Source organism: Paenibacillus rhizovicinus (assembly GCF_010365285.1).
GTDB classification, from domain to species: domain Bacteria; phylum Bacillota; class Bacilli; order Paenibacillales; family Paenibacillaceae; genus Paenibacillus_Z; species Paenibacillus_Z rhizovicinus.
Genome location: NZ_CP048288.1, coordinates 86,880 through 106,491, shown reverse-complemented (window position 1 = coordinate 106,491; position 19,612 = coordinate 86,880). Strand labels below are relative to the sequence as shown.

Sequence of the window (19,612 nt, the reverse complement as noted above, 5' to 3'; positions counted from 1 at the left end):
AATCATTTCAACTCCTTCAGACTATTCGGATCAGCACGACGCAGTATCTCATCATACACAGCATGAGCATACGCCCAATCCTCATAGATTTTATCGTATATGGCTACAGTCTCCATGCCATAGACGCCGCCGACATGCTCAAAGTATTCCTTATCGACAACAATCCTGGCGGGCTGGGGGAAACGATCACCGGTCCTTTGCAAGCGAGCGTAATGCTTAACACTATCCTTGGTGAAAGAGCATCGTCTTAATGGCTTCGCACCCATCAAGGAATCCTCCAATGCAGCTTAATACTATGTATGGCATCAGCATACAGAGAAACACGCTCACGATGGGGCTCAACGCTTCTCGACTGGACACTGAATAACACACGATGCTGATAGGAATGAGTCTCATGCCGAATGCAACGTGCTACATAGGAGACCGGGGGATCATCCAGAAACTGATAGACGAATCCATAGATAAGCCCAGGATTCATACGATAAGCATCGGCGATGATATGACAATCCATATAGGCAGCAGTGAGCTCCATTGTAACCCCTCCGATCTATGCAGCGATCTCGTCGCCAATTAGCAGCTCGTAATCTTCCCATTCCTCATAGCAAGAACAATCCACGACATTGGTTTCACCAACAGGCTGGCAATCGCATCTAGTAATGTCTTGCACCAATTCCTCTTCGTACATATCAAGCAGCTTACGAGCAGGATAGGATGCTTCGACAACCCTGCCTGTAACCTTGCTCGTGACTTTAACTGGGATCCTCAATTTATGCCCCTCCATTCGATATCTGCTGCAGTCTGGCAAGGCCGGCGGCTCCGGGACGATACAACGCATTCCTATCTTGATACTCCACAAACCCGGACATGACGAGAGAGTAGACGATACTACCATATTCCTCATGGCTGATTGCCATAGAACCATGCATCATATGATGCTGCCTCCAGGCGTAGCGGGTAATGCCCTCGTATACAGGATACAGCTGCTGATATAGATCACAAAGTGCTCTGAACACATCAGCAGCCTGCGCCTTACGTAGATCATCTGGCATACTTATCCCGCCCTCTCAATAGCATGTATCTCTTGCTCAGCACATGGAATGCAATACTCCTCACCGGAAGCGGGATTCCGAAAGTATCCACGCTCTTCAGGCGGAATACCATTACCGCATGCAACACAGCTACAGACATATGTAATGTGAGCCACATCTGCAATAAGCATAGCACTACCTCCATCATATGAAATTGGACTGATACAACCGATCGATAATAAACTCACGCAGCCGAGCGACTTCTTGCTGATCCCCACGCTTCACGGCAGCATCATACGCAGCCATGATATCGTCAGGAGACATATCAAGCAGATCACTATTCGTCCGAGACATTAGCTTCACTCCCTTGCTGCTGATAGTCTACGAGCACATGATAGGGATCGAACGTCTCTGCAGATATCATGAACGAGCCGGTGGCCGGAAGGACCTTGCCTTCCTCAGAAACCACCTGGTAGTCGTCGGGAAGAGAGATAAACATAGTATCTGCACGACTGATAAAGAAGCTGCCGGGGACAACGATAAGACGCTTACCCTTACGGATAGCCTTAACAGCAGCATATGGCTTATCCAAGCTACGAGCATAATGACCCTGGAGCGGGTGCATATGTAACACATCCTTTCTTGTAGTTCATCGACTAATGTAACACATTACACAAACCTGGGGAAAGGGGGAGAATAAAAAAAGCTCCCTATACGCACGAAGCATATAGAGAGCATACATAAATGAAGCACCACAACACGAAAAAAGAGAACCACGAGGGCTCTCTCACTTTTTCTCGAAGAGCTGACCGCACTCAGCTAGTGTTGCAGGCAGCGTATAATTCCCGCTCGCCGTTTGGACAACGACTCTCTTGGTTCCGGCATTCTCCTCAGTGCTGACGTACATTACCTCAGACAACGGGACACTGGTAATGCCGTCTTTCTCACACACAGCAATATTCATAGGATCACAACCTTTCTATGTTGATAGTATACCATAATCAGGGGAAAGGATTACCAAGCGAGGAGGGCGGGGGAAGAGAGAGAACTATAGACGATCCTCATTGAAAGGATCATCATACCAATACACATAGTCATCAGTATGAAAAGCAATCGTATAGGCACATCACTTCTATGTATCTGATATGGGCCTCGTATTCACTCGGCCCCCATATGTAGCATTAAGCTTTATACAGATCACGAACCAAAAGAAAAAGGCCCACTCCTAAGAGCGGACCTTCGCAACACGTTTATTCTTACGATTGGCAATAGCCTCTGAAATCATCTGATCACGTTGTTGGTTCTCAACAGGAAGAGATTGCTTTACGTACCCGCCGGCAAGACGAGCAGCGTCATCAAGAGATCTCATTGGCGCATACAGCCTAGCATATGGTCTTGTTCTCATAAGCATCATCACTCCTTAATTAGAGTATAGCATAATTAGCCGGTCAGCTGAAGGGCCATCTATAATCATGTACCCATTTCCGAGATGCTCGGCTCTAATCTTAGGGCCCATATAATAACGCATAAGAGGTACAAATCTTGGCCCCGTCTTCGACTGTAATGCGACGGCCCCTTCGAATCCGAGCTGCTCGCTTCGCTTACACGCAAAAGCAAGCATGTGCTCGCCGATCATCTCGAACTCTTTACCCTTAAAATTATGGGGAGCCGATTCGATCAAGTGTACATAGACATGATCTTCCTTGATCTCGAAGGCAATGCAGCCCTGTATGTAGTCATTACCCTTAATGACCATCTTATACACTTCAGTGCGGTTGTAACGGAAATACAGCGACCAGTCGAATGCCGGCTCCCAACTGTTCGGGCCGCCGTCTTTAACCATGCGCTGCACGTCCCTTGAGGTAAGCGGCTGAAACTCAACCGGATAATGCTCCTTGGATCTACGATGAACAATCAATGATAACGCACCTCGCACGACAGTCTCATAACATATAATCAAGAAAGACGAATAGAACCATCATAACATAAGCATGCTATACGCAACTGGAAATTCTTTCGCCAGGTTTGCTCGTTTCACGGCCATCACACAACACACATGCCACTGGTGAACCTGCAGCCACGCCCTGGGAGGGCATGGACTGCTTTATGCAGATAACATTGCTGAGTTACCCCACGTTTGCTGTTCTGGTGCGAGACGATATCCTGGTGGCTTTCATGGTCGTGTTGCATCATCATGAATGAGGCCGACAGGCCTGTGGTGCGTGCATCGGGGAATGATGCGTGGTCATGATACGGAGGGAGGAGCGGGGTAGCAAATGGGTGGGGCCGCACAGCATGGTGCAAGCACGATGGTGCCGGCTGCATGTGGTTAACCCGAAGGGTGTGTGAATCTGATTTGTCCTGTGCATGACGAACTCTAAAGAGACAGTGACTGTTGCATCACCATCTCCTATCCGATTAGTTAAGCTCGATTGGTTGGCGAGCGATCACTTTCATGTTTACGGAGTGACCACCGTTGTATGTTGCATCTTCTACCGTAACCTCATAAGCAGGAGCACCAGTGAGGAAGCGAAGAGCAGAATCATACAGGATGCCGCATTGTGTCATGGTTCCATTGGCGCTCATTGCATAAATGTTATATGCAGAGTTCTTCGTAAGCAGATTACGCTCATACTTCACGATAACCTTTCCGAAGTTGCGAACAGAATCAAGCATGCGTTCTGCATCCTTAGCGGTATGCACCACCGTGCCCATGTTAAAGGATCCTGCCTTGATTTCGTTCAAGACGGTGCGGCCAGTGTTTCCGAATTGCACATAGCGTGCTGCATTCAGGAATTGACGCTTGGCTGCGGTCCATGGGAAGCCGATGCCGGATTGGTACTCGACCACTTCACCAGTGACATCGTCGATACGCTTATTGGTGCGACGATTAGCATAGGTCATGTGGTAAGCAACATATCCGATGTGAACGATATCGAATCCTTCTTCCAGAGCAGTCATGGATTGCTGAGCAGCATCAACTGCAGATGCAACATCCAGAGCCCGCTCCTTCTCAAGCAGCTCGATCAGTTCCTCCGCCACAGCAGCGTCACCATTGCATTGGGCAAGAGCTTCATCACGAGCAGCTTTGAACCTATCGTATGCGCTGGCGATCGCTGCACCATATGTGCCTTTGATCGGACGGATTGCATCTTCAAGTGCTTTCTGCACAGCTGGTTCGATTGCAATACCTTGCGCCATATCGGTCAGCACGTTATACGTGTCAACGTCATTCATGATCTCATCGAGGCGTGCATCCAGCTGCGTAGCTTTCCAGTTCTTCACATAGGCATGCACCTGAGATAGAACCGAGTTTGTATTGAAGCCGTTCTTGCCTTTTGCTTCAGCAAGCCATACTGGATTGGTCCATACCGTGCGACCGTTCTTCAGTTTGTACTTAGCGAATGTGGCAAGGGATGGATCCTTCAGGAAGCGCAGCTCCTCAGCCAGCTGCTCCATGTAAGCACCGCCGTGTTTCGCACGGTCGATCTCCCATCCTTGGCAAAGGCGCAGCAATTCGATGTAGCTCTCATATTGCTCGATCTCGCTCTTGAGTACAGCGGCGGCCGAAGCATTACGAGGTGCATTCATCTTGTTGCCGTATTGATCCAGGTTGCCGGCGATCATATAGCCGATCTTGCGCACAGCATCAGCCAGCTTCGTAGCGATATTGGTCATGTATCCAATCTTGTTCGGCTCCAGTGTACGGATGACGAACTCTTTGGAAAGCTCATGGATCGCAGAACGGAACTCAGCTGTGTATTGATCCGCTGTGAATTGAATGATAAAATCACGTTGTGCAACATGTGGTGCTTCCAGAGATGGAACCTCACCCGTGTCGCCGCTCCAAGGGCACCCGCTTCCAAAACCAGAGAGGCGTCCATCAGCGTCGTATTTCATGTGAAGATCAAGCACGGGAATGCCTGGTTTCTTCATGACGCTGCGGACGATTGCGTTCTCGGTAATGGTCAAGCCGGTGTCCCCATCATTATCAGCGCCGCCCATAGCGAATGTGCAGAAGTCATGCACACTCATTACGAGCAGGTTACGGAATCCACCCTTCTTCACGGCAGCCTCATATCGAGTGCTCGCTGCCACCTTCGTGATTTGCATCTCCTTGCCAACCATTGGATTACGACCCAGTGCTACATGTTGGCCGGTGATGTCCTCGAGCTTGCCGTTCTCGCCACGACCTTTGATGAAGATCGTGTTCGCTTCAAGACCCTCATTCTCCGGAACCAGAAGATTGCCCTCATCGTCACGAATCTGAGTGATGCCTGCATTCAGGATCGCATATGGATCTTGAACCATGAAGCGATAGTGGCCTTCCACTGGGATGCTGCCATACTGCCATTTCTCCAGCTGCTCATGCATCAGCTCAATCGACCAGCGACGCATCATGGCATCATGTGCTGTGAACGGAGCGTGGTGCAGGAACAGACCATGAGTATTGAAGATGGCTTTCTTCTCAGCTGCTTCGATCTCCTCAAGTGTCATGTCGTTGCCCATGTCTTGAATCGAATACAAGCCCAGACGTGTGGCCATACGATGTGGATCATTCATATCATCCAATACACCGTTCAGATGCACATCCAAGGTGTTGATCAGATCCTTGGCCGTCACCGATGTGCCATGAGTCATTTGATACGGCAGCAGCGTGTACGGTTTCGTTTGGCCCATGGATTTATTGAACAGGGCAACACGGAGTTGGATCTTGAAGTCCTTAGCGATCGCACGATAGTCGCCTTTGACAGCGGACTTCGTAGCAACGATGTTTGCGTCATACAGTGGTTTGCCATTGGCCCCAACGATCGCTCTCATATCCGGAACAAAGACCATCAGGCCTTTGGTGAACGGAGTGAGGCGGATCTGCCAAGCATCAGACTCCTGGCCGAACTCAGCCAAGAGTGCTGCGTATACTTCCTCGTCGCAGAAGACCAGGCCATCACCGACAGCCATGGTTTGATTGATCTCTGCAGCATCGAGGGTCTTCATGGAGCGGGTTTTCGGATCCATGACCTTGTACAGGCCACGCTTCACCACCGCATATCGATCCTCGATCACCATCATCGTGTGACGGCCACCAACGATCATGTACTCGCCATTCTCCAGATTCACCGTATCTTGACCGATGTCGATCGTGCGGGAAGGAATGGAGGAAGTACCAGCCAGACCGAAACGCTTCAGCATCTTCGTGATGTCCAATTCATAGACACCAGCTGCCTTACGTTTCGAGTATGCCAGGAAGTCATGACCCAGCATCATCAGCACTTCGGCTGGTGTATGTGGGCATTCTTCTGACAAGAAGATGCCTTGCAGCTGACGTGCTTGAGATGCCGATTGATACAGGTAGTTGGCACGCACGATCTCACCATCTTCATTTGCGAAGAGGTAGCCGTTACGCATCATCAGCTCCTGCATAGTCAGCAGCTCTTGCGTTTCTGCATCGATCTCATCTTCAGGCAGGGATACATACATGTCCACGACATGCACCCAGCGCATCAGGGAGAGGCGGCGTGGGGATTCTACGATCTCGCCACCAACATTGCGAGTGAAGACCACTTCGACCGGCGCAGAAGCCAGCAGCTCAGAGAGTTGATTCTCCTGGATCACTTGGTAGCCAGTATCAGCTTGTGTGCTGCCTGGATCCGAGTAGTTCAGCGTGGAGAAGATATCCATGCCGTCCAGATCGTAACGCATCTTGTGGACGCTTGCTTTCGACACTTGAACCGATACCCGCTTCGGCTTACGAACCACTGCAGGCAGTTTGTCGTGAGCATTCACGAAGCGCTCGATCTCAGCACGATCAGCATCAGTAAGGCCGGCCACAAGAGCAGGATCACGAAGCTGCACGATCAGGCCCATACCCTCGCCAATACCGAAGAGGATGCGATTGATGATGCCTTGCTCAATACCGAATACCTGCATTGCGCTGATGATGCCTTGGTTGGTTGCCAATGGGTTGTCAGCTGCCACAGGGCGAGCGGCCTTCATCGATTGCTTATGCGACTTGATAGCGTTACGGAGCATCGACTTTCTGGCTTGTTGAGCTTTCATTGTTTCCATGTGTGCTTTCTTAGCGTTACGGTTAGTAGTTGTCATGATAGATATCTCTCCTCAGAGTAAATTGGTTTTGGACTTGCGGACAAAGGGACGGGCGACAGGTGAAGCGGGTATTGCGGTATTGCGTCGGAGAGGGATGACAGTCACTGTCTCGTTAAAGCTCGCCATGCACGGACTACAACTCCTGGGGTGATCAGCCCTTAAACAGGAGAGGGATACGTGGTTGCCAATGCCCTGGGTCACGTACACCCACAGGACACGGCCCGTTCTTCTTGCAGTTCGCCGGAACACAAAAAGAACACGGCTTAAAGATCCGTGTTCCAGCTAGGCCGATTCTGTGTACTGCCCCCATGCGGATCGACCGGCACAAGGGGGAGGGGATGCCAATAGCAGGGATATATCATTTCACCCTGTAATCAGCGAGTCCCATATCGAACCCTGCCAATTAAAGCAGGATTGCGAGCGTGGCTGCGTTCCAGCCGGTCAAGCCCAATTGCCATGCAAGTCCAGATAAGGACAACACGGCCATGCCGCCATAGACCACGCCAAGCGGTGCGGCCAAAGCAGTGAGTCCTGCAACAAGGGCTTGTTTCTTGGCGCCTTGTTTCTTGCGATTGCGGATCAGCTCTGCAACAGCAGCCGCAGAAGCACCTGCCAATAAGGCCGTCCCCAGGGTAGGGGTTGCAATGGCAGCTGCCGTTGCAGCAACCACGCCTACGACGACAGCACCCTTAACAGAGACCTTCTCTGCAGTAGGGGGTACCTTGGCCACCTGTGCAGCATAGCGGGCTGCAGCTACAGGCATAGCCTCGCTACGCTCCACAACCCAGCTAGCCTTGGCTACAGGGGCATGGGATACAGTAGGGGCCTTCTTGGCAGGGGAGGATGCTACATGCACAGGGGCTGCCTGTACAGGGGTAGTGGATGCAAAGCGGCGAAATACCTTGCCTGCCTCACGGGCCATGTCCTCCATCATGGTGGAGAAACTGTTACGGATAGATGCTGCGTTCATGGTAGATCCTTTCTATCCCATAGCGTGCCATATAGGTCACGTCTTACATGGGTGAGCATTTACTGGACTCATCAGCATGGGTAGCACCCATGGACGCACCCCCTTGATACAGGGTGCGTTTCGTCCTTGTCATGCCTTCTCCCTCAGATGCTGCTCATGAGGTATGATGCGGCCAGCAGTGTACACGTACAGTTGGCCATGGTATTCATACACGTAGCCGATACCGCCGCTTACAGGACCCATGTAGAGCCCCTTATGAATGAGGTCCTTTGCATGTGGCATATTAGTTGCCCTCCTGCACAGGGATACTCACCACAGTAGCTGCATCAATAGATGAGCTACCATTGTGCTTGCTTGCCATGTGTACCAGTACACGCACATCCCCGCTATAATCAGGGTTGTATTGCCGTACCAATGTCCATAGCGTATCGCCCTTGCTTGCGACTACATTCTTATAGGTGTAATGCGTATCATGGTGATTGCTTACCAATAAGGTAATAGCAGAACCAAGTACGACACCTACAGTAACGCAAGCAATTGCAAATCTCTTAACATTCACGACTCTGATCTTCATTGGGGTTTCCTCCATATGGCACAGTCCATGTGCCGGCGTTGTATATATAGGGGGTGGGGCACAGAACGTTTAAGTGGTGCCACCCCTATATACCAGCTACCTCGAGCAATTTTTTTTAGAAAAATGGCCCCCTATAGGAAACTTTCCATAGGTTTGTTGTGGCTCAAAATTTTTTTTGAGAATAATTATGCCGCTATAGGAAATGGGGTAAAATGGTAGATAGAATAAGAGAGAGGTGGTGGGCCGGTGAACCCGCAAAAGATCCTTCAAATGGATCCAGGCTCTTTGATGGATGAGCTGATCACAAGTATCGTTCATCAAGTGGACAATGAGATCCCGCATAAATCGTGGTCAACAGATGACCTAGCAGCACTGCAGCTAAGAGAGTACATATCGGATATAGGGTGTAGCGTCAGCTGCACAAGATTTGGCGGAGCTCCAATAGCGATTCAGGAACATTGTTCCATTCAGGATGATGAGAATGAATCATGGAGCGTGGAAACGGCATCGCCGAGCATGGCGGAGTCGATGAGCAGAGCATTCTTACTGTTCCATAACAAGTTTTATGGCACTCATATGAACAGCAGCTTCGAGAAGAAGATGAGCGAGGCAAAGCGAAGACCGGCGAAAATCTACAGCTTTCGAAAGGAAACTCAAGGCACCGAGTGATCGGTGTCTTTTTTTATTCCAATAACAAGACAGACGGTGTATAATAGTTGTGTAATGCGTTACATGAAAGTGAGGTTAGTGACATGTTCCTGCGGGCCAACAGAGCTCTAGGGACCAATCCACTGTTCTCGCATGTATCCTCTGTGTTCGGGAAAGCGACTGGCAGCAAGTCAGCAGCAGCTGCGGCGCCAAAGAAAAGGGGAAGCCTCTTCTTCGGTGAAGCAAATCCGAATGCAGTGGACGATGACTTCTTTGAAATGAGTCCAAAGGCGCTCGCCAAATTCGACAAGAAAATGAAATCGTATGAGGCCCGAGGTATTTCAACGAATGATGACTGGAATGACATGCTGTAGGCGTGGAGAGGAGAGATGAGCATGGGGCAGGGAAAATTGCATGTCACGAAAGAGTTGATGGTGGAGCTGATTGGCCTTCAAGATGGGATCACGATCGAGGACATCCGAGTGAATCATTTCAGAGGCACCATTGAGGTCCTGCTTACAGGGGATGTAAGTCTGGGATTACCTGATCACATCGAAGGCCAAGAGGCTATCACCGTTGATCCAGAACAGGTGCTGCGGCCAAGAGGAGACTTCAACAGAGTTAGGTGGCGTTAAGGATGAACGATTCAGAACTGCTGGCAGCATTGATTGAAAAAATAAAAGAAGAAAAGGAGATTGCCGCCGGCAAGATGTACAAGGATGACACGGACAGCTATCGTGGACAATTCAAGCTGGCTCGGAATCTGCTGCAATTCATCAAGGGACAAAGAGAGTTAGGGGGAGAGGAACATGAGCAGGGCGAAAGCGACCAATGTGACGAAAGAGCCGAAAGAGCCGAAACGCTATGAGTGCCTGAATTCGGAGTGCGGATTCATCAGCAACAGGACCAAATCGATCAAGTTCCCAGGAATCACCTTCGGATGCTGCTTCAAATGCAGAGGCAAGATCAAGGAGCGGGAAGAGTGGCTGACATGGCTGTACGAGCAGCGGGAACGGATCCGCAAAGATGCGATCGAGAACCATGGCGGCATGATCATTGGTCGTAAAATTAATTAACCGGTCTATTAAGAAATGGAGGAATGAATGGCATGGCTCATTGGTTCAGAGGCGGATGGCAATACGACAATTTTGCAAGGGAATTGATATACATAGAGCCGCATGAGAGGGAAGAGGGAACGATGATCGACCGCAGACATGTAACGATCATCGTTCCATCAGAACACTTCCACGATCTTGCGAAGGTCATGGAGGACCACGGTTTGTTCGTGCCTAAAATGACGCAAGCAACAAGGGAGCCGGATCTGAAGATCATCAATCGGCTGATCGACGTTATAGAAAGGCAGGTAGATCCGGATGGAGCTTGCGGAGTCGTATCTGTGGAAGATAAACGGCATAGCTCACGTACATGATGGCGTGTACCACGCCAAGAGCGAGAGCTACGAGGACGCCCAAGCCCTGGCGGGCTTCTGGCACTCTCGTTACAAAGGCGAGAAGGTTTTGATCGCCGCCGGCCCCGACACCGAACTGGAGTATATGGATCGGTTCGATTTCAGCGTTGTCATGCGCCTGTTGCCGTCTGGCTATAAGGTGATCCGGCTGAGCTGGATGGACGGGATCTATCTGGAGATGCGAAAGGACGGTATCTACGCTGTGTCTGACGGCTGCGGGGAGTGCCACCTATGGCAACCCCAGATGAAAGATCTGATGGCCGGTGACTGGCGTGTGATGAGGCGAGAGAAGGTCCCTGAATGGGATGGCAACACCATTACGATGTCGGGGAGGTTATCGATATGATGAGCAGAAAAGAAGCGGATGAAAGAGGGCTCGGCGTCTGTCTTGGAATTGCATGGGCTCTCATTATCACAATTGGTGCAGTCGTCGCAGGATGCGGAATTTCACGGCTAATCCATTGGGTCGTATGGTGAGCAAAGAATCTCGAGAAAACAAGAGCAATAATTAGCTATTCATAAAAAATCGAAGAGCCTTCGGCTCTATTAAGAATCTGGGAGGCTACAAGGCATGAAACCAACAGCCAATGAAAACTACAAGCATTACAAGGGTGGAATCTACAAGGTGATCGGCGTCGGCTCGTATATGGAGGGCGGCGACAAGGAGCTCATGAAAGGCTGCAGGCAGATCGGCATCGGCAAGTACAGCGAAGGTAAGAATGAGAAGCTGGCGGTGTGGAAAGAGGGTGAAGACCACTTCTGGATCACGCCGCAGCATATCATCGGCAGCTTGCCGGCCATGCGGAAGCTGAAGGGCGAAGATCTGGTGATCTACGTCAACGACGAGGGCGATATCTGGGTTCGGCCGCTCGACATGTGGAACGAGTCAGTTGAGGTCAACGGAGAGACACTGCCCCGCTTCGAGAGACTGGAGGTGGCTCATGGAGCTCGTACACCAGTATTTGGAGCTGCATCCGGCAGATCGGCTGTATCGAAGCGACAACGCATATAGAGTCTGGGATGACTTCATCAATGCGGACGCAGAGAACAAATGCATCATAGCTGGCAGGGCGACCGGAAAGACGACAGCAATTCTCAAGAGAGCCATTCTGAATAAGCGGGATACGGTGCTCGTAACCTCGATCCTCGACTCGTCGCATCGAATGAATAGGTTCACTGAGATCGCCAGGGAGCTCGGCCACGAGTACGAAGTCCTCACGCAGCGCAATGGATACAAAGAGGTATACGTCAACGGAAAAACCATCTACATCGTATCTAATTATAGCTACCAGCAGTATAGGGGATATGACCTGTTCCACAGCAAGGAGGTTATTTTCGAGGATCCCGAGAACATGCCGGCTGTTTTAGAATTCCTGGAAGACCGGAGAGAGTTTGACCATCTGCTTATGATCGCCAACGTCATTATGGTCGGCACAATTAATGGGCCGCATCCGACAGCGTTCAAGAGCTTCTACAGGCGCATCAGGGAGCAGGGAAAGATGGCACGACGAATTACAAGTATTGAGGTGCTGACGATGGCTGAAATGGCACAGGTGCAGCGAGAGATGCCTCATGATCGCTTCGAACGGGAAATGATGTGCGAGTTTGAGGAAGGGGGTGGTTCCTATGAAAGCAATTACCAGGCGACTGGTTAAGACAGGCGTCAGCCACTGGCTCGTTTACTTTATTCTCATGCTTCTGTTGAATCGTCCGGAAGCAATCGTACCGGCAATCCGAGAAGAAGAGCTTCAAGAATATGAAAGACAAGAAGCATTCGCTGGTTAGTTCAAGAAAAAAAACATAGTGTTGTAATGCGTTACGCAATATGGTATATTGATTTCGGCGAGTCATGTTCCTCCTTGCGGAAGGTACTGGCATTTGTTGTTCTCGCCTCGTTAGGCGACCGGACATTGGTTCGATCGTTATTGAACGGGGCGAGGGCACCTCCTTATTATAGCGGAGTAGAGCAGCATGGTAGCTCGTCTGGCTCATGCCCAGAAGGTCGGGGGTTCGAATCCCTCCTCTGCAACCAACATATCGGCTTAGTTCAATGGTAGAACAGCGGTCTCCAAAACCGTCAGCGTTGGTTCGAATCCTTCAGCCGGTGCCAATTTTGATCGATAGCTCAGCAGGTAGAGCAACGGACTGTTAATCCGTGGGTCCCAGGTTCGAACCCTGGTCGGTCAGCCATATGCAGCGTTAGCTTAACGGAAAAGCATCTCCTGTGGAAGGGGATTGTTGTGCGGTTCGAGTCCGATCACGCTGCCCGTATCGGGATGTAGCTCAGCTTGGTAGAGCGCCTGCTTTGGGAGCAGGGAGTCGCATGTTCAAATCGTGTCATCCCGACCATAACCATTTACATTGCCAAGGATGAGGTGAACAATATGCCATTGATTGAAAAATTTATCGGCGTGGTAAGCGTCAAATCCGAGATTCCTGCAGAAATCCTTGAGCAGATGCATCCCGCTGAAGCAAAAGACGGAAGCTTTTTCGCCATCGACAAGATCGAAAGTGATCCTGTTGAAACCTACGACGATGCGAAAGCATTTATCGAGCACAACGTAGAGCAACCGGGGTTCGTTTACGGCCAGGTAGAAAAGGTCTTCGTAGCAGCTGAATAAGGGCGTCCGGCGGAGGTCGTATCGATCGCCGCCTCCAATAACCAATCTCCGAGATAATCGGGGATTTTTTATTTTATTATGGCCTATTTACAGAACATGTGTTCTCCTATAAAATATAGGAACAAAGGTTCGCATGATGGACAAATTAAATCTTGATTTTAATGGTGTAATGCATTACACTGTTAATAGTCACTGATCGATCTTTGTTCATGGAGCACCTCCTGATCACATTGAATACGGAATGCACTAACAGCGGGCGGCACACCCGCTGTTTTTGCGTTTTTTAGCGAAAAATACTGACGAATTCTAATGGAAAATTGTTCTTGCATCTGCATTTTGGACATGCTATTATTGTCATACAGATTCATACATGTTCATACATCGTATGACAAAATGAAAGGTGGAACATACATATGCCAGCAGCAAGTTCATCCAAGGCAGCACCGAAGTCCGGTATTCCATTGGCAAAGACGAAACGTCCAATTCTAATCGCACTTGACATGGGTTTCGGATGGGGCAAGCTCCTTTCCAGTGCAGGGATTCAGTACGTGTTTCCAAGCATCGTGGTTTCCGGACAGCCGAGCACGAAATTGTTCAATTTTGATGAAATCAACCGTCAGAAGCTGGTTGTAACGATCGACGGAAAAACACATATGGTTGGCGACCAGGCCCGCACGAAAACCGGCGGACGCACATCGAACCGTACAGAGGCTCGTGATCGTGCAACAGATACAGACAGCCAAGTCTTGTTCCGCACAGCGATCGCCCTTGGTGTTCCAGATGAAGAAGGCGAGTACGACGTTATCCTGGAGACAGGCGTACCGAATGAAGATTACGGTAAAATTTATGCGGACAAGCTGGTCGAATACTTGAAGCAATCCTTTGAGATCACATTCAACTTGGGCCATGGAAAAACTGTAATCAAGAAAATCAACGTAATCGATGTCGATATCATCCGCCAGCCGGAAGGAACGGTTCTCGATCATACCTACAGATTCAATCCTAACTATAGGGAAGAAAAAACGTTGCTGCTGCCTGCCGGCAAAGCACCAAAATATCATGGCGTCATTGACATCGGCCAAGGCACAACGGATGCCGCACTCTTCGAAGATGGATTCATCCGTGAAGAAGAAGGCACTTCAATCTCCACTGAAGCGACGAACCTTGTGTACGACAAGCTGCGCACGAAACTTGCGATTAAGTTCGCTGCAGAAGGCTACGAGTACAAGGCAACTGATACGGATCTTGACGTAATGATCCGCACGAAGTCGCTGTGGTACGCTGGAGAAACTCACGACGTGACGCCAGAAATCACAGAATCCGTGGAAGAGGTTGCTGAACTGATCGTGGACGAAGTAACCCGAGCATGGGGCAGTGAGATTCAGCGTCTGCAGGGTATCCTGATCACCGGTGGCGGCGCCGATATCTTCTTCGATTCTCTCGTCTTGGCATTCAAGTCGAAAAACGTTGGTGGTCTGTTCAAAGCCGAAATGGCTCAATACAGCAACGTTATCGGATTCTATGAAATGGCGGTCCTGAACCTGGTTCAAAAGGGCATGCCGCAAGATGAAATCTTCGAGGAATACGTAGTGCCATTCCTCCAAATGCTTGAAGAGGCAGTGTGACCAATATGCTCTTACAAGCGAGAATAAGGGACGTGGATACAGCCATAAAGGATCACTTCGACGAGATCCCTAAAGGCGACCAATCACACGAAGTACGCCGCCTGCTCAAGCTTGCGATAGAAATCGAGAAGAATAAGCAGGAAAACAACAAACCATCTGAATGAACCAACGAGCAGCTCCCAATACCGGGAGCTGCTTTTTTTGTTGCGCCAGGAGCGGGTTTTAGTTGCTCTATGGCTAGGGTGTAAAATTAAGAAGCAGGGGTCTAGGCGCCGCCCTAACTAACACCGATTGGGATAATAGGGGGTGAGGGCGCCGGCCTCTATTTTATTTTCAGAGGGATGTGCAGGGATGAGTACAGGACCAAAAACCGAAGCTGGGAAGCTTACTGTATCCCAGAACCTGAATCCAACCGCATGGACACTTAATCCGGATGCCGTGGCAGCCATTGATGTGGCGAAACGTATGCGAAACACGAAGCACGGCCTTTATGCCAGCGTTCCGATCATCTGCAAGGGGCAGGCTTGCCCATACCGGGAGAATTGCTTCCTGTACAAAGCAGATATGGCGCCGGTAGAAGAGAAATGTCCGATTGAGATTGCGGCGATTGAGGATCTCTATGACCGATATTGTGAGCACTTTAAGATAAAGCCGGAAGACCCACGCAGCACAGTGGATTTAATTATGATTCGAGAGCTCGTCGATATCGGCGTTACGATGCTCCGTTGCGACAATAAAATGGCGATCGACGCCGACTTTATTATTCAGAATACGATCGGTATGACGGAAGACTCCGAGCCAATCACCAAGTCCGAGCTGCACCCGGTTGTCGAGTACAAAGAGAAGCTGCGCCAAAGTCTGTTCAAGACCATGCAGTTGATGAACTCGACACGTAAAGATAAAGAGGGCACCAAGATTACTGTCGAGGTGGATCCGTCCCAACGAGCGGCAGAGATGCTCAAGCTCAAGACGGACGTGACCTTTTTAGAGGAGCAGGAAGACGAAGCCGAAAAAGCCTACTACGCCCGCATGAATGGATCTGCCACCGTAATTGAGGCGCAGCCGATCGGTTTCGAAGAAGGAGAGTGATCTCATGGCAGTGCGATTCAGAGGAGACTGGATCAACAAGACAGGCCGTCGAGGCTTGGACAACCTGTATAGCGGCTATGAGCTTGGAAAGACCGGGAAGTTAGCTGGATGGGGCGTCCTTGGCGCCATGACCGCCTATCATACCGTGTCGTCAGCCAATGAGTATCATCATGATTTGGCTACAATTTACGCCAATGACAACCGGGGCATCCAGTCGCTGCAGTCCACACAAGCAGACGGCAAGGGGTACACGGCTCGAAACGGCGGCGATCCGGCGCTTGGCGCAACAGGCGATCTCGTATTTGCGCTTCATAATCTCCGGAACGGAGGTGCGTAATCATGCAGCAAGGCGTTCCATACGGGGCGGCCCAATCGGCTGGATCACGGTCCGCTGAGGCACCGGTTCAGGCGGCAAAAGGAAAGTGGGCCGGCAAGGTTGGCGGAGGTCTCATGAGTTACGGCTTCACTGGCTTTGATTTCTACAGCAGGGTGAAGGACGGCGAAAGTGTTCTGCCGGCTGCCGCAAAGGCAGTAGCGACGAATGCTTTCTGGGCGATGATGCCAGGTGGATGGGGAGCCATGCTCGGGATGGCCGCTTTGCAAGCAGCTCCAGCTGTTATGGATGCAGTAGACCAGGCAGCGTCCGGGCTTGGTGCCAAGTCGCAGATGTTCGGCGGCGGCTTCACTGAAAATGAAACGCAGCAATGGATGAAGACCCAGGGGATGAACAGTATGATGAATGCTCGACAAACTGCAGCAGGCGTCATGGCCAACCATGCCCGTGGGGCAAGAAAGCTCTACTAGAAGGAGGAGAACACGATGAATCAACCCTATCAGCGAGTGACGAATGATAGTGTATGGAACGGTGCAGCGGTAGGTGCAGCGGCGGGCGCCGGCGGCATCGGGGCAGCACACTATTTCTCGAAACGAGCCCATCAGCGTGGTCTTGAGGCGGCTCGTGATCGTTCGCCTGGAGCCGCAGCATCCGCTCCAGCAGCTGTTCGCCGGATGAACATGCAAGCGAGCAATTACGCAAATGGCGCAGGCTACCTCGGCAATGGCGCTGCAGCTCCGCTTGCGCTCGGTCCAGGTGGGCCATACAACGACATGCCTCGGGGTACGAGTTATGTTCCGCCAACTGAAGCGACAAGAAAATCGTTCTACGGCAAGCATTTCGGTTCCGGAAAAGGTGCTGCAGTGCGATATGCGGCGGGCATCTTAGGTATGGGTCTTGTTGGAGCAGGTATCGACAGCCTCAATAAGGGGTGATCGACATGATGCACAGCAACCAGCCGTACCAGAAAACAGATGAGTCTGAGTTCCAGTATCAATGGGGCAGGGCCATGAAGGCGGTCGGTTTCGGTATGGTCCAGGGCGCAGCTCAAGAGGCTGCGCTCACGGTTGCCGGGACTGGACAAGCTTTTGGGAAGCAGTTGTTTAATGCGGATAATCGGGCCAGTAAATTCGTTCGTGACGAGCTCCTATATAATAAGGGCAGTTTCGGGGATCACTTCCTGGCCAGAGGAATGAGCGAAGAAAATCGAGTCCGGCGGGCGCTGTCGAAGATTCCCGATCATGGGGTGAAGACACCCATCGGACGAATAGTGAACTATGGATCTGCTATTGGATTTGGCCTTCTCGCTGGATTCATTCAAGATCAGAGTAGGTGAGCCAATGTCAGCCGCAGAAGCCGAAGTATATGCAGAACCGATTTCAGATGAACATATGGACGAAATGGAGCGGAATCTCCGCTCTGATCCCATCAAATGGGCGCTCTGGAAGCTGAAAGATCCAAAGGGTAATCCATGGAAAGCCCGTTGGTACCAGCGAAGACTCATCCGAGACATTATGAAAGGCGCACGCCGCCTAGCAGTTCGGATGGGACGACGGGTAGGAAAAACAGAGACAATGGTAATATTCTGTTTATGGTATGCCTTTCATCATAAGAATGCGAGGCTTGTCATCGCTGCGCCATATGAGAACCAGATTCGTCTCATTTTCATGCGGATCAATGAGATGATTAACGGCTGCGAGGAGCTGGCAGACGCCGTAACATCCAATACCAAGAATCCGTTCATCATTCAATTTGGTAACGGCTCGTCAATCATGGGTTTTACCGTCGGCGCCACCCAGGGTAATGCCGGTGCATCCATCCGTGGACAACGGGCCGACTGGATCTTCATGGATGAGATCGATTATATGGACCGTGGCGGCATCGACGCCACCACAGCCATTGCCGTCGAGGATCCGAAGCGGATCGGCATCTGGTGTTCTTCTACGCCAACAGGAAAACGTGACTTCTTCTATGAGGTCTGTACGAACCCTCATACCGGCTACAATTCGTACCACTTCCCATCCATGGTTAACCCAGATTGGGATGAGCAATTAGAGGGCGAGCTTCGTGCAACGATGACGGAGCAGGCGTATATTCACGAGGTAATGGCGGACTTTGGAGAAGAAACGGTCGGAGTATTCAGCAAATCGGCAGTTGAGCGAGCAAAATCGCAATATCTATATTCATATCGTGATCTGAACCTCTGGGAGCGGTCGCAGTACGAGAAGCAGGGCATGGCCGTGAATGACATCGTTTACTTCGGACCGTATACTAAAACTAGACCCGCTCCGAAAGCGATTCGAGTTGGCGGAGTGGACTGGGATAAATACGCAAATGCCACGCAAATCGTGATTTCCGAGTTCGACGAGCTGCACAAAAAGTTCCGTCCGACCATCCGGGTAGAGATTCCTCGAGGCGATTTTACCTACGACAACGCTGTTCAGAAGATTATTGAACTGAATGAAATCTTTGACCCGAAATTCTGGTATATCGATGCGGGTCATGGTGAGTATCAAATCGAGATGCTTCATAAGTACGGACTTGATCACCCGGAATCCGGGCTGCTTAAAAAGGTCAAGAGGGTCCATTTCTCGCAAGCCATTGAGATTCGAGATCCTGGTACTCGTGAAGTCGAAAAGAAAGACGCAAAGAACTTCATGATCAACCAAACTTCGATTCTCTTGGATCGGGATCAGATCATTCTTTCACCTTTTGACGACATGATCTGGAAGCAAATGATGGATTATCAGGTCATTCGGATCTCTCAGAATGGTAAGCCGGTTTATACCAGCGAAAATGAGCATGCGCTCGATGCCTTCATGCTGACGATCATGGGCTTTACGCTCGAGTTTCCAGATATCACAAAGATCCTTGAAGAAATCAGGGTAACACGTAAGGCATTACCCGTAAAACATAATCAGGAAAAGAAGTTAACGGAGAAAGTCTTTGGCGGCAACCGTGACGTCTACATTCCTATCAAAAGAGCTGAAAGAGAAGCAAAAGACAATCCGGCCTGGCACTGGAATAGCGTTCCGCTTGGATACTCCAAGTCAGGAGCGTCGAATCCGTGGGGTCGAGGGTCTACTGCAGCAAAGCCATCAAAAAGGGCCAGGTTCTAACTGTGAATCTGGGAGTGCCTGAAATAATGCG

The 19,612-nt window shown here is 50.4% G+C and carries 26 protein-coding genes and 5 tRNA genes; 23 read left to right on the top strand and 8 right to left on the bottom strand.

Features of this window, described 5'->3' with window-relative positions; genetic code table 11:
* Positions 1-2 precede the first annotated feature (2 nt).
* The 8 genes from GZH47_RS32955 to GZH47_RS32920 all read right to left on the bottom strand — a co-directional run bounded on the left by GZH47_RS32955 (position 3) and on the right by GZH47_RS32920 (position 8,677).
* The gene (locus tag GZH47_RS32955) at positions 3-266 is read right to left on the bottom strand and encodes a hypothetical protein (protein ID WP_162645838.1); all 264 of its coding nucleotides are present in this window, start codon (positions 264-266) and stop codon (positions 3-5) included.
* A gap of 966 nt (positions 267-1,232) precedes the next feature.
* A complete protein-coding gene (locus GZH47_RS32950; RefSeq protein ID WP_162645837.1) occupies positions 1,233-1,382 on the bottom strand; it encodes a hypothetical protein in 150 nt (49 codons plus the stop codon).
* Complete coding sequence (locus tag GZH47_RS32945; protein WP_162645836.1) at positions 1,366-1,653, bottom strand: glycoside hydrolase family 5 protein; 288 nt, start codon at positions 1,651-1,653, stop codon at positions 1,366-1,368. Before GZH47_RS32945 ends, GZH47_RS32950 begins: the two co-directional genes overlap by 17 nt.
* Before the next feature lie 795 nt (positions 1,654-2,448).
* Entirely contained in the window at positions 2,449-2,946 is a 498-nt protein-coding gene (locus GZH47_RS32940) for a hypothetical protein (RefSeq protein ID WP_162645835.1), read from the bottom strand.
* A 500-nt stretch (positions 2,947-3,446) separates the two neighbouring features.
* Positions 3,447-7,130 carry a hypothetical protein gene (locus GZH47_RS32935; RefSeq protein WP_162645834.1) on the bottom strand — a complete coding sequence of 1,228 codons (3,684 nt, stop codon included), beginning with the start codon at positions 7,128-7,130 and terminating at the stop codon, positions 3,447-3,449.
* A gap of 406 nt (positions 7,131-7,536) precedes the next feature.
* Entirely contained in the window at positions 7,537-8,103 is a 567-nt protein-coding gene (locus GZH47_RS32930; protein WP_162645833.1) for a hypothetical protein, read from the bottom strand.
* A gap of 129 nt (positions 8,104-8,232) precedes the next feature.
* Complete coding sequence (locus GZH47_RS32925; RefSeq protein ID WP_162645832.1) at positions 8,233-8,385, bottom strand: hypothetical protein; 153 nt, start codon at positions 8,383-8,385, stop codon at positions 8,233-8,235.
* Position 8,386: 1 nt separating this feature from the next.
* Entirely contained in the window at positions 8,387-8,677 is a 291-nt protein-coding gene (locus GZH47_RS32920; protein WP_162645831.1) for a hypothetical protein, read from the bottom strand.
* A gap of 246 nt (positions 8,678-8,923) precedes the next feature.
* Here GZH47_RS32920 and GZH47_RS32915 point away from each other — a divergent pair, with 246 nt between their 5' ends.
* The 23 genes from GZH47_RS32915 to GZH47_RS32805 all read left to right on the top strand — a co-directional run bounded on the left by GZH47_RS32915 (position 8,924) and on the right by GZH47_RS32805 (position 19,581).
* Positions 8,924-9,346 (top strand): hypothetical protein, encoded by a 423-nt coding sequence (locus tag GZH47_RS32915; protein WP_162645830.1) that lies wholly within the window; start codon positions 8,924-8,926, stop codon positions 9,344-9,346.
* An 83-nt stretch (positions 9,347-9,429) separates the two neighbouring features.
* Positions 9,430-9,699, top strand: a complete 270-nt coding sequence (locus GZH47_RS32910) for a hypothetical protein (RefSeq protein WP_162645829.1) — start codon at positions 9,430-9,432, stop codon at positions 9,697-9,699.
* 21 nt (positions 9,700-9,720) lie between these two features.
* Positions 9,721-9,960, top strand: coding sequence for a hypothetical protein (locus tag GZH47_RS32905; protein ID WP_162645828.1), 240 nt, complete (start codon positions 9,721-9,723; stop codon positions 9,958-9,960).
* Positions 9,961-9,962: 2 nt separating this feature from the next.
* The gene (locus tag GZH47_RS32900) at positions 9,963-10,193 is read left to right on the top strand and encodes a hypothetical protein (protein ID WP_162645827.1); all 231 of its coding nucleotides are present in this window, start codon (positions 9,963-9,965) and stop codon (positions 10,191-10,193) included.
* Positions 10,135-10,401: a hypothetical protein gene (locus GZH47_RS32895; RefSeq protein ID WP_162645826.1), complete on the top strand. Its 267-nt coding sequence runs from the start codon at positions 10,135-10,137 to the stop codon at positions 10,399-10,401. Before GZH47_RS32900 ends, GZH47_RS32895 begins: the two co-directional genes overlap by 59 nt.
* Positions 10,402-10,433: 32 nt before the next feature.
* Positions 10,434-10,754 carry a hypothetical protein gene (locus GZH47_RS32890; RefSeq protein WP_162645825.1) on the top strand — a complete coding sequence of 107 codons (321 nt, stop codon included), beginning with the start codon at positions 10,434-10,436 and terminating at the stop codon, positions 10,752-10,754.
* Entirely contained in the window at positions 10,699-11,139 is a 441-nt protein-coding gene (locus GZH47_RS32885; protein ID WP_162645824.1) for a Thoeris anti-defense Tad2 family protein, read from the top strand. The genes GZH47_RS32890 and GZH47_RS32885 overlap by 56 nt, the downstream gene beginning before the upstream one ends.
* A gap of 225 nt (positions 11,140-11,364) precedes the next feature.
* Positions 11,365-11,805, top strand: a complete 441-nt coding sequence (locus tag GZH47_RS34340; protein ID WP_162645823.1) for a DUF1653 domain-containing protein — start codon at positions 11,365-11,367, stop codon at positions 11,803-11,805.
* Entirely contained in the window at positions 11,735-12,448 is a 714-nt protein-coding gene (locus GZH47_RS32875) for a hypothetical protein (RefSeq protein ID WP_162645822.1), read from the top strand. Before GZH47_RS34340 ends, GZH47_RS32875 begins: the two co-directional genes overlap by 71 nt.
* Entirely contained in the window at positions 12,420-12,578 is a 159-nt protein-coding gene (locus tag GZH47_RS32870) for a hypothetical protein (RefSeq protein ID WP_162645821.1), read from the top strand. Before GZH47_RS32875 ends, GZH47_RS32870 begins: the two co-directional genes overlap by 29 nt.
* Positions 12,579-12,748: 170 nt before the next feature.
* A tRNA-Met gene (locus tag GZH47_RS32865) sits at positions 12,749-12,825 on the top strand.
* Positions 12,826-12,829: 4 nt separating this feature from the next.
* Positions 12,830-12,903, top strand: a tRNA-Trp gene (locus GZH47_RS32860).
* Between the two features lie 4 nt (positions 12,904-12,907).
* Positions 12,908-12,983: transfer RNA gene (locus GZH47_RS32855), tRNA-Asn, on the top strand.
* Positions 12,984-12,986: 3 nt separating this feature from the next.
* Positions 12,987-13,060: transfer RNA gene (locus tag GZH47_RS32850), tRNA-Pro, on the top strand.
* Between the two features lie 5 nt (positions 13,061-13,065).
* Positions 13,066-13,142, top strand: a tRNA-Pro gene (locus GZH47_RS32845).
* A gap of 35 nt (positions 13,143-13,177) precedes the next feature.
* On the top strand, positions 13,178-13,414 hold the full coding sequence (locus GZH47_RS32840; protein WP_162645820.1) for a hypothetical protein: 237 nt from the start codon (positions 13,178-13,180) through the stop codon (positions 13,412-13,414).
* A 413-nt stretch (positions 13,415-13,827) separates the two neighbouring features.
* Positions 13,828-15,039: a ParM/StbA family protein gene (locus GZH47_RS32835; protein WP_162645819.1), complete on the top strand. Its 1,212-nt coding sequence runs from the start codon at positions 13,828-13,830 to the stop codon at positions 15,037-15,039.
* Between the two features lie 351 nt (positions 15,040-15,390).
* On the top strand, positions 15,391-16,128 hold the full coding sequence (locus GZH47_RS32830) for a hypothetical protein (protein WP_162645818.1): 738 nt from the start codon (positions 15,391-15,393) through the stop codon (positions 16,126-16,128).
* Between the two features lie 4 nt (positions 16,129-16,132).
* On the top strand, positions 16,133-16,465 hold the full coding sequence (locus tag GZH47_RS32825; protein ID WP_162645817.1) for a hypothetical protein: 333 nt from the start codon (positions 16,133-16,135) through the stop codon (positions 16,463-16,465).
* A 2-nt stretch (positions 16,466-16,467) separates the two neighbouring features.
* On the top strand, positions 16,468-16,932 hold the full coding sequence (locus GZH47_RS32820; RefSeq protein WP_162645816.1) for a hypothetical protein: 465 nt from the start codon (positions 16,468-16,470) through the stop codon (positions 16,930-16,932).
* A 15-nt stretch (positions 16,933-16,947) separates the two neighbouring features.
* The gene (locus GZH47_RS32815) at positions 16,948-17,397 is read left to right on the top strand and encodes a hypothetical protein (RefSeq protein ID WP_162645815.1); all 450 of its coding nucleotides are present in this window, start codon (positions 16,948-16,950) and stop codon (positions 17,395-17,397) included.
* A 5-nt stretch (positions 17,398-17,402) separates the two neighbouring features.
* Positions 17,403-17,798, top strand: coding sequence for a hypothetical protein (locus tag GZH47_RS32810; RefSeq protein WP_162645814.1), 396 nt, complete (start codon positions 17,403-17,405; stop codon positions 17,796-17,798).
* Complete coding sequence (locus tag GZH47_RS32805) at positions 17,740-19,581, top strand: terminase large subunit domain-containing protein (protein ID WP_162645813.1); 1,842 nt, start codon at positions 17,740-17,742, stop codon at positions 19,579-19,581. The genes GZH47_RS32810 and GZH47_RS32805 overlap by 59 nt, the downstream gene beginning before the upstream one ends.
* The last annotated feature ends 31 nt before the right edge of the window (positions 19,582-19,612 follow it).

Bases quoted from the DNA above. Each gene is read 5' to 3' on its own strand.
- GZH47_RS32955 (WP_162645838.1), bottom strand. From the start codon at position 266: ATGGGTGCGAAGCCATTAAGACGATGCTCTTTCACCAAGGATAGTGTT.
- GZH47_RS32950 (WP_162645837.1), bottom strand. From the start codon at position 1,382: ATGTCTCGGACGAATAGTGATCTGCTTGATATGTCTCCTGACGATATC.
- GZH47_RS32945 (WP_162645836.1), bottom strand. From the start codon at position 1,653: ATGCACCCGCTCCAGGGTCATTATGCTCGTAGCTTGGATAAGCCATAT.
- GZH47_RS32935 (WP_162645834.1), bottom strand. From the start codon at position 7,130: ATGACAACTACTAACCGTAACGCTAAGAAAGCACACATGGAAACAATG.
- GZH47_RS32930 (WP_162645833.1), bottom strand. From the start codon at position 8,103: ATGAACGCAGCATCTATCCGTAACAGTTTCTCCACCATGATGGAGGAC.
- GZH47_RS32925 (WP_162645832.1), bottom strand. From the start codon at position 8,385: ATGCCACATGCAAAGGACCTCATTCATAAGGGGCTCTACATGGGTCCT.
- GZH47_RS32920 (WP_162645831.1), bottom strand. From the start codon at position 8,677: ATGAAGATCAGAGTCGTGAATGTTAAGAGATTTGCAATTGCTTGCGTT.
- GZH47_RS32910 (WP_162645829.1), top strand. From the start codon at position 9,430: ATGTTCCTGCGGGCCAACAGAGCTCTAGGGACCAATCCACTGTTCTCG.
- GZH47_RS32905 (WP_162645828.1), top strand. From the start codon at position 9,721: ATGGGGCAGGGAAAATTGCATGTCACGAAAGAGTTGATGGTGGAGCTG.
- GZH47_RS32900 (WP_162645827.1), top strand. From the start codon at position 9,963: ATGAACGATTCAGAACTGCTGGCAGCATTGATTGAAAAAATAAAAGAA.
- GZH47_RS32895 (WP_162645826.1), top strand. From the start codon at position 10,135: ATGAGCAGGGCGAAAGCGACCAATGTGACGAAAGAGCCGAAAGAGCCG.
- GZH47_RS32890 (WP_162645825.1), top strand. From the start codon at position 10,434: ATGGCTCATTGGTTCAGAGGCGGATGGCAATACGACAATTTTGCAAGG.
- GZH47_RS32885 (WP_162645824.1), top strand. From the start codon at position 10,699: ATGGAGCTTGCGGAGTCGTATCTGTGGAAGATAAACGGCATAGCTCAC.
- GZH47_RS34340 (WP_162645823.1), top strand. From the start codon at position 11,365: ATGAAACCAACAGCCAATGAAAACTACAAGCATTACAAGGGTGGAATC.
- GZH47_RS32875 (WP_162645822.1), top strand. From the start codon at position 11,735: ATGGAGCTCGTACACCAGTATTTGGAGCTGCATCCGGCAGATCGGCTG.
- GZH47_RS32870 (WP_162645821.1), top strand. From the start codon at position 12,420: ATGAAAGCAATTACCAGGCGACTGGTTAAGACAGGCGTCAGCCACTGG.
- GZH47_RS32840 (WP_162645820.1), top strand. From the start codon at position 13,178: ATGCCATTGATTGAAAAATTTATCGGCGTGGTAAGCGTCAAATCCGAG.
- GZH47_RS32835 (WP_162645819.1), top strand. From the start codon at position 13,828: ATGCCAGCAGCAAGTTCATCCAAGGCAGCACCGAAGTCCGGTATTCCA.
- GZH47_RS32830 (WP_162645818.1), top strand. From the start codon at position 15,391: ATGAGTACAGGACCAAAAACCGAAGCTGGGAAGCTTACTGTATCCCAG.
- GZH47_RS32825 (WP_162645817.1), top strand. From the start codon at position 16,133: ATGGCAGTGCGATTCAGAGGAGACTGGATCAACAAGACAGGCCGTCGA.
- GZH47_RS32820 (WP_162645816.1), top strand. From the start codon at position 16,468: ATGCAGCAAGGCGTTCCATACGGGGCGGCCCAATCGGCTGGATCACGG.
- GZH47_RS32815 (WP_162645815.1), top strand. From the start codon at position 16,948: ATGAATCAACCCTATCAGCGAGTGACGAATGATAGTGTATGGAACGGT.
- GZH47_RS32810 (WP_162645814.1), top strand. From the start codon at position 17,403: ATGATGCACAGCAACCAGCCGTACCAGAAAACAGATGAGTCTGAGTTC.
- GZH47_RS32805 (WP_162645813.1), top strand. From the start codon at position 17,740: ATGGATCTGCTATTGGATTTGGCCTTCTCGCTGGATTCATTCAAGATC.